At 64.5% G+C, this 14788-nt stretch carries 11 protein-coding genes; 6 read left to right on the forward strand and 5 right to left on the reverse strand.

All coding sequences use genetic code 11. From position 1 onward, the window contains the following. The first annotated feature begins 24 nt into the window (after positions 1 to 24). From MTR64_RS05540 to MTR64_RS05560, 5 genes are all read left to right on the forward strand, one after another. Positions 25 to 783 (forward strand): uracil-DNA glycosylase family protein, encoded by a 759-nt coding sequence (locus tag MTR64_RS05540; protein WP_243991573.1) that lies wholly within the window; start codon positions 25 to 27, stop codon positions 781 to 783. A gap of 83 nt (positions 784 to 866) precedes the next feature. Continuing rightward, positions 867 to 2648 carry a transglycosylase SLT domain-containing protein gene (locus tag MTR64_RS05545; protein WP_419144915.1) on the forward strand — a complete coding sequence of 594 codons (1782 nt, stop codon included), beginning with the start codon at positions 867 to 869 and terminating at the stop codon, positions 2646 to 2648. Then, a complete protein-coding gene (gene moaB, locus MTR64_RS05550; protein ID WP_243991581.1) occupies positions 2638 to 3165 on the forward strand; it encodes a molybdenum cofactor biosynthesis protein B in 528 nt (175 codons plus the stop codon). The genes MTR64_RS05545 and moaB overlap by 11 nt, the downstream gene beginning before the upstream one ends. Before the next feature lie 168 nt (positions 3166 to 3333). Next, a complete protein-coding gene (locus MTR64_RS05555; protein WP_243991583.1) occupies positions 3334 to 3672 on the forward strand; it encodes a c-type cytochrome in 339 nt (112 codons plus the stop codon). A 144-nt stretch (positions 3673 to 3816) separates the two neighbouring features. Next, positions 3817 to 5022 (forward strand): cytochrome P450, encoded by a 1206-nt coding sequence (locus MTR64_RS05560; RefSeq protein ID WP_243991585.1) that lies wholly within the window; start codon positions 3817 to 3819, stop codon positions 5020 to 5022. Between the two features lie 4 nt (positions 5023 to 5026). Here the strand turns inward: MTR64_RS05560 and MTR64_RS05565 are convergent, their stop codons facing one another. The 3 genes from MTR64_RS05565 to MTR64_RS05575 form a co-directional block, all read right to left on the reverse strand. Continuing rightward, complete coding sequence (locus MTR64_RS05565; RefSeq protein ID WP_243991586.1) at positions 5027 to 5869, reverse strand: arylamine N-acetyltransferase family protein; 843 nt, start codon at positions 5867 to 5869, stop codon at positions 5027 to 5029. Positions 5870 to 6018: 149 nt separating this feature from the next. Then, positions 6019 to 8592, reverse strand: a complete 2574-nt coding sequence (locus MTR64_RS05570) for a TonB-dependent receptor (RefSeq protein WP_243991596.1) — start codon at positions 8590 to 8592, stop codon at positions 6019 to 6021. Positions 8593 to 9024: 432 nt separating this feature from the next. After that, positions 9025 to 9903, reverse strand: coding sequence for an alpha/beta fold hydrolase (locus tag MTR64_RS05575; protein WP_243991598.1), 879 nt, complete (start codon positions 9901 to 9903; stop codon positions 9025 to 9027). Between the two features lie 172 nt (positions 9904 to 10075). Between MTR64_RS05575 and malQ the strand changes: the two genes are divergently transcribed. Beyond that, entirely contained in the window at positions 10076 to 12064 is a 1989-nt protein-coding gene (gene malQ / locus MTR64_RS05580; protein WP_243991608.1) for a 4-alpha-glucanotransferase, read from the forward strand. 3 nt (positions 12065 to 12067) lie between these two features. Here the strand turns inward: malQ and MTR64_RS05585 are convergent, their stop codons facing one another. Together MTR64_RS05585 and MTR64_RS05590 are read right to left on the reverse strand one after the other, a co-directional pair. Further along, entirely contained in the window at positions 12068 to 13237 is a 1170-nt protein-coding gene (locus tag MTR64_RS05585) for an alpha-hydroxy acid oxidase (RefSeq protein WP_243991610.1), read from the reverse strand. A gap of 2 nt (positions 13238 to 13239) precedes the next feature. After that, positions 13240 to 14547, reverse strand: a complete 1308-nt coding sequence (locus MTR64_RS05590; protein WP_243991618.1) for an NtaA/DmoA family FMN-dependent monooxygenase — start codon at positions 14545 to 14547, stop codon at positions 13240 to 13242. Between the last annotated feature and the right edge of the window lie 241 nt (positions 14548 to 14788).

Below are 14788 nucleotides of genomic sequence, written 5' to 3' on the forward strand. Positions count from 1 at the left end.
CGCGGCAGGTCAAGACCCGCTCTGATGGATCACCCGGCAAATCCCGATTTTCTGGCCGATATCACAGGTGCGCTTCACTGGTGGCGTGAGGCCGGTGTCGATTGCGATTTCCTGGACGAGCCCAGCGAGTGGCTGGCCGTGCCCGACGACGAAGCGGGCGGCGAGCGCCGGGGTGCGCCAGAACGCCGCCCTCCCCGGACACCTGTCGAAGCGGCGGCAGAGGCCCCGCCGCGCCTTGATCCAGCCGCACTGCCGCCGGACCTCGCCGCTTTCGCGCCCTGGTGGCTGAGTGAGCCGCTGCTGGACGGCGGCGCCACGGCTGGCCGTATCGCACCTCAGGGCGATGCGAGCGCCAAACTGATGGTCGTGGTCGAGGAACCGGAACCCGAGGATCGCGAAACATTGCTGACCGGACCGCAGGGCAAACTGCTCGATGCTGTGCTCTCCGCGTTCGGCACCCGGCGCGAGGATGTTTACCTCGCCAGCGTACTTCCACGCCACACGCCTGCTCCGGACTGGACCGCCATGCAACAGCTTGGCCTCGGGCAGGTACTCGCACACCACATCGCACTGGCCGCACCGGAACGGCTGCTGATCTTCGGTGGCAGCATTCTGCCGCTAATCGGCCACAAATCACCGCAACGCCCTGCCGTTTTACGAAATTTTCAACAAGAAGAACAAGCGATACCAATGCTCGCTGCATGGGGCCTGCCTGCGCTGATGCGACAACCGCGCGCCAAACCGGTCCTGTGGAGAGCCTGGCTCGAGTGGACTGCCGCCTGAACGCATGGCGGTCACCGGGGCGGAAAAACGGGCAGATGCATCGCACTATGCGGGGACATATTTTGAAGATGAAACGCGTTGACATGAAACGCAGGGCAGCATTGTTCACCGGGCTCGGCATGGCGGCCGCAGCTGCCGTCATGGCGGCGCCCGCCTTCGCCAACAGCGCTGCGGTGGACTATTTCCGCACCCGGGCAGACCGCACCGCGGTGCCCTCGCTGCTGAGCCAGGACGACCGCGCCTATTACAGGCAGATCTTCGACGCGATCGATTCCAAGGATTGGCAGACGGTCCAGAGGATGCTGGCGGACCGGCCCGACGGCCCGCTGCATCAGCAGGCCCGCGCCGAATACTATCTTGCGGCCGGTTCCCCCAAGATCGAGTTGCCCGAACTGCAGGCGTGGCTCGCGCAGGGCACCGAACTGCCCGGCGCCGATCAGATCAGCCGCCTTGCCCTGAAGCGCGGCGCCGGCACGGTGCCGAGCCTGCCCAGCGAACAGAACTTTGCCCGTCTGCCCTCGATGCCCAAGCGCGTGCGCCCCGGCTCGATCAATGATGGCACGATGCCGGGCTCAATCTCCGCAGGCATTATCGAGCGTATCAAGAACGACGATCCGATCGGTGCGCGCATCCTGCTGGACGGGATCGACGCAAGCCTCAGCAACGAGGCGCGGGCCGAATGGCGCCAGCGCGTTGCCTGGAGCTTCTATATCGAGAACCAGGATTCTTCAGCCTACGAGATGGCACAGCTCGCCGCGCTGGGCAGCGGCGCCTGGGTCGGCGAGGCATGGTGGACCGCCGGGCTCGCGGCCTGGCGTCTCGGCGACTACGACGGTGCCGCAGACGCTTTCGGCCGATGCGTCCGTGCGTCATCCAACAGCGAACTGACGAGTGCCGCGCAATACTGGCAGAGCCGCGCCTTCATCCGCGCCCGCCGTCCCGACAAGGCCGAAGAAGTGCTGCGCGCCGCCGCCACCCGCGACGAGACACTCTACGGCATGCTCGCTGCCGAACAGCTCGGCATGGCCCTGCCCGAACAGCATTCCGAGGCCGACTTCACCCAGACCGACTGGCAGCGCCTGCGCACCAGCACCAATGTGCGCGCCGCAGTGGAACTGGCCGAAATCGGCGAGGATGGCCTGGCCGACGAAGTGCTGCGCCACCAGGCGCGCATCGGCGATGCCTCGCAGTACGCACCGCTGACCCGTCTGGCCCGCGATCTCGGGCTACCCTCCACCCAGCTGTGGATGGCCTACAATGCGCCCTACGGCGGCAAGCCCGAACCGGCGACACGCTTCCCTACGCCGAAATGGACCCCGGTGGGCGGCTGGAAAGTCGATCCGGCGCTTGTCTATGCTCATACGCTGCAGGAATCCCTGTTCCAGACCAGTGTCGTCAGCCCCGCTGGCGCGCGCGGACTGATGCAGATCATGCCGGCTGCCGCAAAGGATCACGCCGCGGACCTGGGCGTTACCGGTTCCGCCGGCGATCTCAACAAGCCCGAAGTCAACCTTGCCTTCGGCCAGCAGCACCTGCTGGCGCTGAACGGCGCAGCCGGCACGCAAGGGCTGCTACTGAAGGTCATGGCGGCTTACAATGCCGGACCTGTTCCCATCACGCGCTGGAATACGGACGTGAAGGACCAGGGCGATCCGCTGCTCTGGATGGAATCGCTGCCTTATTGGGAAACCCGCGGCTACGTGAATATTGTCCTGCGCAATTACTGGATGTACGAGCGGCAGGCCGGTGGCCCTTCGGAAAGCCGGATGGAACTGGCACAGGACATGTGGCCGACCTTCCCCGGTCTTTCCGGTTCGCAAGGCGTTCGCATGGCAGCGAACGGAGCGATATTGCGTGGCCATTGACACGGACCGGACTTTCAAGCCCATCAACATTGCCCTTCTGACCGTTTCCGACACCCGGGGCCCCGAGGACGACACCTCGGGCGACATCCTCGCCCAGCGCATCAAGGACGCAGGGCACAAGCTGGTCGCCCGCGCGATCGAGAAGGACGATGCCGCGCGCATCGCCAACCGCTTCAACAACTGGATCGACGACAAGGGCATCGACGCCGTGATCTCCACCGGCGGCACCGGCCTGACCGGCCGCGACGTCACCCCCGAAGCGCTCGACCGGGTGAAGGAAAAGGACATCCCCGGCTTCGGCGAACTGTTCCGCTGGCTCTCCTACAAGACCATCGGCACCTCGACCGTACAGAGCCGCGCCATGGCGGTGGTCTCGCGCGGGACCTACATCTTCGCCCTGCCCGGTTCCAACGGCGCAGTGAAGGACGGCTGGGACGGCATCCTCGCCGAACAGCTCGACAGCCGCAACCGGCCCTGCAATTTCGTGGAACTGATGCCGCGTTTGCGGGAAGTCTGAGCCTGGCGAGCGGGGCGATGGCAGCTTTGCGTCTCCATTTGCAGGCATCGAAGTTTGGACTGAACTTTCTTAAAAGCCGTCATTCACAGCTAATCCTCTCGTCGCGCGGGACGTCCTTGTGCCCGCCTGCCTCGCTGCGTTAACCCGTTGGGAAAGGAGACCCATATCGTGCTCAAGCGCCTGCTTATCCTCTCAATTCCTCTCCTCGCCGGCGCCTGCGCAACCGATCGCCATGCGAACACGCTCTCCGAAAGCGCAGTCGAGGGCAGAGCCTTTGCGCAAGCAAACTGCACCGGTTGTCATGCGCTCGATGACGGGGTCTCGCCCAACCCGGACGCTCCGAGCCTTCGCCATGCAGTCCGCCGCTTGCCGGCATGGATGGTGGAAGGTTCGTTCGAGCGTGGCGTTCAGATCGGTCATACGACCAAGATGCCGGTCTTCGTATTCAAGGAACACGATATCGCCAATTTGCTCGCTTATTTCGAGACGCTCAAAGACAAGGAATGAAGCGTGGCAAATTCCGCCATGAGCGGACCTTCATTCAGGCGTCAACGCACCCATCAGCCCGCCTGCTGACCTTTCTGTGAGTTGCTCCGCGCCCTGTGCCGCCTACTCCTTCCCCCATAACAAAAGGATGGGAGAACAGGCGCCGTGGCATCTCTTGCGAGCACATTGCCCGATAACGTTCCGGCCGGCCGCGTGGTCGACTTCGATGTTTTCGCGCCCCCCGGAGGCGAGAGCGACTATTTCGCGGCATGGGCAACTTTGCGTGGCGGCGATGGGCTCGTCTGGACCACCTCCAACGGCGGCCACTGGATCGCCACCAAAGGCGAGCTGACCCGCCAGATCTGGAACGATGCGGAGACCTTCTCCAGCGAGGCACTGGCGGTCACGCCGGGACTTGGCGAGGCCATGCGCTTCATTCCGCTCCAGCAGGACGCCCCGGAGCACAAGCCGTTCCGCGCCGCGATCATGAAGGGCTTCGGCAACAACCACGTCATGGCCATGGAGCCCGTGATCCGGAAGGTCACGCGCGAACTGATCGCGGACCTGCGCGCGCACGGCGGCTGCGAGTTCATGCAGGAATTCGCCGAGATCGTGCCGATCCATGTCTTCCTCAGCCTGATCGGCGTTCCCACCGAAGACCGCGCCCGACTGCGGCCGCTCGGCCAGCAGCTGACCCGGCCCGACGGCTCGATGACGGTCGAGCAGCTGCGCGATGCGGCCGACGACTACCTGCGCCCCTATATCGAGGAACGCCTCGCCACGCCGGGACCGGACCTGTTCAGCCGCATTCTGGCGATCCCGATCGACGGCCGCCCCTGGACCTTCGAGGAAGCCCAGCGCATGTGCCGCAACCTGCTGTTCGGCGGGCTCGATACGGTCGTCTCGATGTTCGGGAACATCGCGCTGCACCTTGCGCGCCATCCGTCCGATCAGGCCCTGCTGCGCGAACGCCCTGATCTGATCCCGCAGGCCGCTGACGAACTTATGCGCCGCTATCCCATGGTCTCGGTCACGCGGAACGTGGTGCAAGACATCCAACTCGACGGCGTCACCCTCAGGACCGGCGACCTCGTCTACATCAACAGCTCGATCCACAATCTCGACCCGGCCTGCTTCGACGATCCGCTCACCGTGGATTTCGAGCGCAATCTGGCGCCTGTCCGTCACACCACCATGGGCGTGGGGCCGCACCGCTGCGTCGGCGCGGGGCTGGCTCGGCTCGAGGCGATCCTGTTTCTCGAGGAATGGCTTGCCGCCATCCCGCCTTTCCGCGTCAGCGAAGGTACCCAGCCGGTCTACCGCGCGGGCAACGTCGGCGCGATCACCGACCTGCGGCTCGCGTGGGATTGATATCTCAGGAGAACAGCGAAAGGCCCGCCGCGTCCTCCGCCGGGAGGGCGATCCGGAACACGTCGCGCAGCGTCCGGGCATAGTCCGCCGGGCCCTCGATGACGCAGCGGTCCGTCCCGCGCGCGTGGTGCACGGTCAGTTCGCGGTCCACCATCGAGGCGAAGCCGTCTGTCCGCGGGATACTGGCGACATGCAGCGAGGTGAACCGCGTGCCGGGCCGCGTCGCGGTCCAGTGATTGGCCTGTTCGAGATCGTCCGGCGCCACTTCGAACAAGTCGAAGGTGTACTGCGGCTGCCAGTCCGCATGCGGCGCGGCGCGACCATCGGTGGCGGCAGGCGGCCCGGCGCGTTCGAGCAGCCATTGCCCACCCGTGGTTCCTTCATCTCCGATCCGGCGCAGGCGGTGGCGCGCACCGTCCGCGGTCTGCGCCTCGGCGCCGTCCGCCAGTGGCAGCGGCGGCACATTGCTGCCCCCGAAACCGGCGTCCGCCAGCGTGGGCGCCCCTTCCACTTCTGCTAGCAGGCAGACGTGCGTGCGCGGCGGTATCACGCCTTCGGGCAGGCCCAGCCGCACGCGCGCCAGCAACGGCCGGTTTGGCAGGCCCAGCGCCGTCAGCGCATCGGCATAGAGCCGGTTCTGCTCGAAACAGTACCCGCCCCGCCCCTTTGCCACGAGCTTATCGAACACGCTTTCGCTGTCGATCCGGATGCCGCGCCCCAGCGGAATGTCGAGGTTCTCGAACCCGATCGCCATGCGGTGAGCCGATTGCAGTGCGGCAAGCCCTCCGGCGTCGCAAGCGGGACGGGCATCGAGGCCGATGCGGGCAAGATAGCGGTTCAGATCCATGCCTGCGGGCTTAGGCTCGGAAGCTCCGTGTGGGCAAGTCTGTGGACAACATGTTCAATGCCTGTGGGTACACTGTGCGCGATATGGGCAAAGGCAAACGGCGGCCTCCCGAAGGAGACCGCCGCCCTGCACACCCTTTCGGGACTTCGTTACCCGCCGAAGCGCAATTTCAGGCGAACGCCATACATGCGGGGCTCGTTGACGATCTGCGATTCCAGACCAAACGAGTTGAAGCCATTGACCACGTTGACCGGGAACTTCTCGTTGGTGACGTTGGTCATGAAGAACGCCGCGTCGATCGGGCTGCCGAAGATCGAATCCCAGTTGGCATTGAGATTGAGCAGCTTCGTCGACGGCATCAGCCCCGGATTACGCGGCGGCATGACATCGGCGAACACAATCCAGTCGGTGGACGTCGTGCCGGCCGGCGGGTTGGTATAGTTGTTCCAGGCAATGTCGTCCGCGCGCGAGGCATATTGCTTGGCGGTATAAACGAATGTGGCGCCTACCGAGAGCTTGCCCGCAGATTCCGGAACCGGCAGGTTCAGCGTACCGGTCAACGTCAGGCGATGCTTGGGCGACAGGCTGAGCGGGCCACCGACAACTGCGGTGGGAACCACACGCGACCATGAGCTGGCACCCGGCACCCATGGCACAAGGTCGTCGGCGGGAATGCCCGAAAGCTCCTGCAGCTTGGTGTTGAGATAAGTGTATCCGGCATCCAGCTTGAGGATGTCGGCCACCGTCACAGACGCATCCACCTCGATACCCCAGATCCGCGACTTGCCTGCGTTGATGATAGCAGTGCCGCCCAGCAGCGGTGCACCCTGCTTGGCCACCAGCGTCGCCTGTATCTGCTGGTCACGGAAGTCATTGTAGAAGCCGGTAAGGTTGAAATAGCCCTTCAACGCACCACTGTACCACGAGGTCTTGGTGCCCAGTTCATAGGTATCGACCTTCTCCGGCCCCCACGCATTGAAGGGGATATAAGTCGGGTTCACGCCACCAGCGCGGTATCCCCGCGTCCACTTGGCGAAGAGCAGGATGTCAGTGGTAGGCTTGTACTCGAGATCAATCGTCCAGGTCGGCTTGTCCGACTTGGCAGTGTCCTTCGCGTAGCACTGCTTGAAATCCATCGGCGCTATCGGCTTCTTCTGGCCGGTGTTCACACCATTGACGATCAGCCCGTTGATGAGCGGGTTGTTGCAATACCACGAGGGTACGAAGGGCGTTTCGAAGAAGATGCCGGTGCCGTCGTATTCGTAGCTCTGCTTGTCCCAGGTGTAGCGGGCACCGGCAGTCAGCGCGAGCTGATCGGTGAAGTTGTATGTGCCCTGCGCATAAATCGCACGGCTGCTGTATGAGCGCTTCTGCCAGGGCGCCGAGATGCTCGAAGACGTCGGGCTGATGCCAAAGCACTGGTACTGATAGGGATCGACGCAGTTCAGCAGGAACGGCGTGAACTGCACGTTGTACCCCATCGGGTTTGCCTGCTCGAAATAGCCACCTGCCTGCCAGGTCAGCTTGCCATCGGACGTGCGGCCTTGGAGCTGCAGTTCCTCGGTGATTGTCTCTTCATCGGCGTTCTTGAAATTCGGGAAATTGCCGAGATGGATCAGATTGATGAACGGGTTGATCGTGCCGTAGGGGCTGACGCCGTCCGGAATGTAGTAGTATTCGCCTTCAAGCGTCTGGCGGGCCACTTCCTGGAACTGGCCGTAGCTGACGATGTTCTTGACCGTCAGATTATCGCTCGCCTGCCACGTCGTGGTGTTGATGATCTGCCAGGTGGTGAACTTGTTGCGGGCGTAGGCATCGGTGTTGGACACATCCCACCAGCCGCCGCCAACCGACGCCTCGCCCGCGATCTGGCGGGCGGCGAAGCTGCCGAAGCCGGACTTGGGATTGTAGGCGATTACCTTGGGCACCGTGCCGTTGGTGTCGGACTTTGTGTAAGTCGCGACGGTATAATTCTCCAGGTCGGGCGTCAGCTCGGCCAGCACGCTGAGGCGCGCGGCGATGTAGTCGGTATTGTTGAACCGGCTGGGCCCGATGTCGGTGAGGTTGTGGATGTAGCCGTCGCGCTTCATGCGGTCGACACCGAGCCGCACCTTGAAGGTATCCGCCAGCGGGACGTTCAGCACGGCCTGCACGCGGCGCATGTCGTAGTTCCCGTAGGAACCCTCGACATAGCCTTCGAGCAGGTCCGTCGGCTTGTTTGGCACCAACAGCACCGCGCCGCCCGTGGTGTTGCGGCCGAACAGGGTGCCTTGCGGTCCTTTCAGGACCTGCACGTTCTGCAGGTCGAACATGCTGCCCACGCCCGCGCCCTCGCCCGAAGTGGTCGCCCCTCCCGCGCGCGGGGCCACGGTGTCGGCAAAGTACACACCCACCGACGGCACCGTGCCCAGATCCTGCACGAAGCCACGGATCGAGAAAGAGGCCTTTTCCGGACCGAACTTGGAGTTCACCGACAGCGAGGGCGTATAAGTCGCCAGATCGGCCGAATTGACGATGTTCCGCTTGGAAATGTCTGCCTGGCTATAGACCGAGATCGAGATCGGCACGTCCTGCAGCCGCTCCTCGGTGCGGCGCGCGGTGACGATGATGGTGTTGGAATCGAACGCCTCCTCGCCGGAATCCTGTGCCATCGCCGGTGTCGAAAGCACGGCGCTCATCGCCGTTGCACTCAGAATCGCAAACCTGCTGGTCAGTCCCTTCATCTGTTCCTCCCATTGCGGCGGACGCAGGAATCCTCCGGTCCGCGCTCTACCCATTCGACACATGCAGGAGGTTTGCAAAACGCCCGGTACAGCGATGCCCGTTTACGGGTCGGCCACGGTGCGGCTGTCATCCTCCCTCGGGTGCCTTTGCGGCACCTCGTTCATGTGACGGGAGGACTCTGCTCCCGAAACTGCACAGATGTCAACGCAGAGACCGTTTTCCGGATCACATCCCGAACTGCGGTCGCAGCGATTTCACCACGTCTCAAAGTTCAATATTGTTGTTTATTATTGTTTATTATTATTTATTTAAATAAACATCAACGACCGCCCGCAGGCGTTGTGATCCACCATGTCGCACTGCCGCTCCTGCGATGTCATTTCTAGACAATCGTCTTGTCCGCGTGAAGCGACGGAAACGCCGTTGTCCCCTCACCCCCCGATGAAATCGAGGATCAGCGGCACCAGCTTCGGCCAGGAGCGGAACAGCGTGTGCCCCTCGGTTCCGGCCATGGTCTGACCCGAACGGTAGTTCCACTCGTTGTCCTCCCAAGGCGGATCGAGCATCAGCGAATGCGGCACCAGCCGGTGCACCCATTCCGACGTCGCGCGGGTATGCGAAAGGTCGCTCCTGCCACTGCGGAACACCAGCGTGGGCATCGTCAGGCGGGCGAAGTCGCGCGGCGTCATGCCGGGGACTGGCGTGATCGGTGAGGGAACGTAAGCCGCCGCCCACTTCTGCATGATGCCGATGAACCGGCCGGGATCGTAATTGCGAATGTATTCGCGCGCCTGTTCGCTCTTGGCGAAATTCTCGGCCCAGCTGGTTGACTTCATGACCGCTTCCATGCCGCCGGTGCTGGCCAGCGTGCCTGCCTCGCCGCAATAATAGGAGGCAAGCTGCATCAGGCCGATGGGATCGCCGGAAATCCACCAGAGCGCCAGATGCGAACAGATATCCGGGTCACGCGCCGCCGCCAGCAGCGACACGCGGCTGCCGCCCGATCCGCCCGCGATCACGGTGGGACCCAGGTCGAGCGCGCGGATGAGCCCGGTGAGCGCCTCGGCCTGCATTTCCGATTCGCTGTCGCCCAGCAGGCAGGCATCCGACAGGCCGCAGTTCGGGCGGTCATAGATCAGCACCCGCTTTCCCGCCTTGACGAACGCCTCAGCCATTTCGCGCAGCCCCGGCACGTCCATGGTGAAGCGCCCGCCCGGCGTCAGCGCGATGGCCGGATCGCCTTCCTTGCCCATCAGTTCGTAGGCAACACCGGTTTCGCCGCCCGTAATACCGATCTGGATCTTTGGCACATCATTCTCCCATGTCTTTGGCGCCATGGTTCCCTGCCTTCCCTTCCCGCGCAAGTCCCTAGTTTGGAACGGGACGGGCACCGCCCCCGCGATTGCCGCCAGCCAGCGCGCACGCTAGGCTTGCCTCTCGCTTCGTTGCGGGGTCCCGTCTGCACGAACGGTGGAGACAGCCATGCCCGCGATGATGGAGCCCTTGCACACGCTTGCCGAAGCGATCGGTGTTGCCCGCACATGGTGGGATGTCGATGGCAAGGAACAGACCGTTTCCGATGCCTCGCTGGCTGCGATTGCCACTGCGCTGGGCTATCCGGCTGGCAGTGCCGGTCAGATCGCGCAGAGCCTCGCGCAAGTGGAAGCGGAGCATCGCCATCCGCCGGTGATGATCGTGACCGAAGCGGGCCAGCCCACCCCCCTGCCCGCCAGCCTCGCCCATGCGCAGCTGACGCGCGAAGATGGCGAAACAATCGCCTTGCCGTTGGAGGGCTGGACGCTGCCGCCTGTCAGCGAGCCCGGATACTACCGCCTCCTGCTGGCAGGGCATGACCTGACGCTGGCCGTCGCCCCGAAAAGCTGCCCCGCCGTGTCAGACTTCGCCCCCGGCAAGCTGTGGGGCCCGGCGGTTCAGATCCCGGCCCTGCGCGGCACCAACGCCCACCCCTTCGGCAATTTCGGCGAACTCGACGAAGCGGTACGGCTTTTTTCCGCACGCGGGGCCGACGTCGTGGCGATCAACCCGGTCCACGCGCTGTTTCCCGGCAACGGGCATGGCTTCTCGCCCTACTCGCCTTCCAGCCGCCTCTATCTGAACAGCGCGATGGGCGCGCCCGAACTGCTCGGCCTGCCGCCGCTGCCTGCGCGTGAAGGCGGCGATCTGATCGACTGGGAAGGCGCGCTGCCCCGCCGCATGGCCGACTTGCGCGCGCTGTTCGACAGCCTCGACGAGGCCACCCGCGCCCGCATCGCAAGGGACAATGCCCCGCATGGCCATGGCCTGCGGCATCAGGCGCTGTTCGATGCGCTGGACGTCCATTTCCGCGCGCAAGGCGCCGACGGCTGGCAGCAGTGGCCCAAGGCCTATCACGATCCGGATGGCCCGGCCGCGATGGCCTTCGCCGCCGAACATGCAGAAGAGGTGGAATTCCACCTCTTCACCCAGTGGCTCGCGCGCGAGAGCCTGGCCAAAGTGCAGGCCGATGCCCGCACGGACGGCATGGCGATCGGCCTGCTGGCAGACCTGGCCGTGGGCGTTCACACCGGCGGCGCCGACAGCTGGCAGATGCGCCACGCGATGCTGCAGGGCCTCACGATCGGCGCCCCGCCCGATCCGCTGGGGCCGCTCGGGCAGAACTGGATGCTCACCGGCTTCTCGCCGCAGGGCTTGAAGCGCAGCGGCTATGCCCCGTGGATCCAGACGATCCGCGCCGCGCTGAGCGTGGCGGGGGGGCTGCGGATCGACCACGCCTTTGGTCTCTCGCGCCTGTGGGTGGTGCCTGCGGGCGGGGAATCGAGCGCGGGCGCCTACCTCTCCTATCCCTTCCTCGACCTGATCCGCCTCGTCGCGCTCGAAGCGCACCGGGCCAATGCCCTGATCGTCGCCGAGGATCTTGGCACCATGCCCCACGGCTTTGCCGGGCCCATCGCCGAAAAGAAGATGCTGGGAATGCGCGTGCTGTGGTTCGAGCGCGCCGCCGACGAGGGCTTCATCGGCGGGCAGGACTACGCGCCCGATAGCGTCGCGATGACCGGCACCCACGATACCGCCACAGTCGCGGGCTGGTGGACCGGGCGCGACATCGCATGGGACGAAAAGCTGGACCGCCTGCCCGAAGGCTCCAGCCGCGAACAGGCAGAGGACCGGCGCGAGTGGGACCGGGGCCTGCTCTGGGCCACCCTCACGCACAACGCGATCCCGCGCCCGGAGCCGGATCACCCCGAGCCGGTCGCCACGGCCGCGCTGCGCCACATCGGCCACTCGGCCTCGCAGCTCGCCATCGCGCCGCTGGAGGACATCCTTGCCGAACGCGAGCAGCCCAACCTGCCCGGCACTGTCACCGAGCATCCCAACTGGCGACGCCGGTTGACAGCGCCGTTGGAGCAGTTGCTCGACTCCCCCGCGAACGCAGCCCGGATCGAAGCGCTGGACGAGGCGCGGAAGGAATAGGCGTCAAACGCCCTGGCATGTTTCCGGCATCAGATAACTGCGATCCAGTTCGTCCAGCCGGTTGACGCCCACCATGGCCATGGCGACGTCGATCTCGTCCGCCAGCAGGTCGATGGCGTGGCGCGCTCCCGCTTGCCCGCCCGCCGCGCACCCATAAAGCGTGGCGCGCCCGATGAGCACCGCTTTCGCGCCAATTGCCAGCGCCTTCACCACATCCGCGCCGCGCCGCACGCCGCTGTCGAACAGCACGGTCGCGCGGCCTTGCACGGCATCGACGATGTCCGCCAGCACGTCGATCGCGGGCGGCGAGGAATCGAAATTTCGCCCGCCATGATTGGACACGGCGATGCCATCCACCCCGTGGTCGAGCGCGATACGGGCATCCTCGGCGCTGAGCACGCCCTTAATGACAAGCTTGCCCTTCCAGCGGCGCCTCAGTTCGTCAACGTCCTGCCACGATACCGAAGCCGAATTGGCGACACGGCTGACGGTGCCGGTAAGCTTGCCGCCGACTTCAGGCGGATAGTTCGCGAACTGCGGCAGCCCGCCGTGCAGGTAGTACCGCGCGATGACGGAAGCGAACCACGCAGGCCGCTTCACGAAGTCGGAGACCAGCGTCCTGTTGATCCGGACCGGATTGCCCATCCCGGCGCGCTTGTTGAATTCGCGCAGCGGCCACATCGGCGTATCGACCGTGAGCACCAGAACTTCAGCGCCGTTCTCGGCAGCGGCATCGACCACGCGCCAGGACAGGTCGCGACGCTCCCACAGGTACATCTGCATCCAGTGCCCGGAAGTGGCGCACTGGGCGATGTCCGCGAAGCTGGTCGTGGAACTGGTGGTCTGGGTGAACGGAATGCCGGTCGAAGCCGCGGCAGAGGCAATCGCGCGCTCGCCACGATACCACAGCAGGTCGGACACCCCGGTCGGCGCGATCACCAGCGGCAGCGGCTGCTTGCGCCCGAACAGCTCGATTTCGCTCGAACGCTGCGAGACATCGCGCAAGGTACGCGGCAGCAGCTGCAGGGCCTGCAGCGCCGCCACGTTGCGGTTGATCAGCAGGTCATCCTCGGTCCCGCGCTCGATGAATTCCCAGATCGCGCGCGGCAGGCGGCGGCGCGCCAGATCCCGCATCTGCGCGATGTTATGCGCGCGCCGCGAAATGTCCGTCATGCTCAGAGACCCAGGTTCTCACGGAAGGTCGTGCCTTCGTATTCGGTGCGGTAAATGCCGCGCTTCTGAAGGATCGGCACGACCTGATCGACAAAGTCCTCGATCGAGCTGGGCATCACGTTGGGCGTCATGTTGTAGCCATGGCAGCCGGTCTCGCGCCAGATGTGCTCGAGCTGGTCCGCCACCTGCTCGGGTGTACCGACAAGCTGCGGCATCCCGACCGCGAGCCCCCACTTGATCGCCACTTCGCGCAAGGTGAAGGGCCGGTCGCCCAGCACCGAAGTGAACGCCTTCATCAGCCCCTGCGAGGCATTGGTGGCCTGCTCCTGCATCGGCTTGTCGAGATCGATACCGCTGAAATCGACGCCCATCGTGCCCGAAAGGCGCGCCAGGCAAGCTTCGAGCGGCATGCGTTCGATCAGCTCGTCGAGCTGCCTCTTCGCCTCTTCCTCGGTGCCGCCGAGGATCGGCTGCACGCCGAAAACGACGCCCGGCGCCTTGCGGCCAATCTCGGCGGCGGCGTCCCTGAGCTGGCCCATGTAGCGCTTCATGCCGGGCAGGTTGGGCTGGATCGAGAACACCACGTCGCCATGCTCGATCCCGAACTTGAGACCGCGCCCGGAGGTGCCCGCCTGAAACAGAACGGGGCGCCCTTGCGCACTCGGCAGCACCGGACCGACCGTCTCGCAGTTGAAGAATTCGCCGTGATAATCGACAAACTTCACCTTCGAGGGATCGGCATAGACCCCGCTCTCGCGGTCGGCGAGGATCGCACCCTCCCCGATCGAATCCCAAAGCGCGTAGCAGATCGCCATGAACTCGTCGGCCGCGTCATAGCGGCGGTCGTGTTCCATGACTTCCTTGTATCCGATCGCGCGGTGTTCGCCGCGCAAGTGGCCGGTCACGATGTTCCAGCCAACACGCCCGCCGGAGAGATAGTCCACGGTCGATAGCTGGCGCACGATCGACCACGGCTTGTACGAGGTTGTCGACATCGTCGCGGCAAGGCCAAGGTGCGTGGTCGAGGCCGCCAGCGCGGAGAGCAGCACCACCGGATCATGGCTGGGCCAGCACACGCCGTACTTCACCGCATCCTCGTGGCTGTCGCGGTAACGGTCGAACACGCCGGGCGTATCGGCAAAGAACAGCCCGTCGAACATGCCGCGCTCGAGCGTCTTCGCCAGATCCTGCCACTTCTTGAGGTCGGCCATGGCATCGAGCCGGTTGTCCCCCGGCGCAGCCCAGCTCAGCACTGTGTGGTTGATCGGCGAATGGATCTGGAAGCTGATAAGATGGATGTGCTTGCTCATGGCTCTGGCCTGTTCCTGCGGTTCCTCTCGTTGAGAGGCGTGATGGAACCTTGGACCGTGATGAGCAAGGGCTTTTTGCACGTATCGTATACATTACAGTCTGAATATCGACTATTTTCGTCATTTTCCTAGCGAAAATGGAACAATGGATATCCAATACATCGTACAGGCGACATTCCCGCGTCGCATGTCCTGATCTCGTTCCGCAAAACAGGCACCCATCGCCTGGCTCTATGACTTC

Origin of the sequence: Novosphingobium album (ex Hu et al. 2023) (assembly GCF_022832385.1) — a bacterium.
In the GTDB taxonomy this organism is placed as follows: domain Bacteria; phylum Pseudomonadota; class Alphaproteobacteria; order Sphingomonadales; family Sphingomonadaceae; genus Novosphingobium; species Novosphingobium album.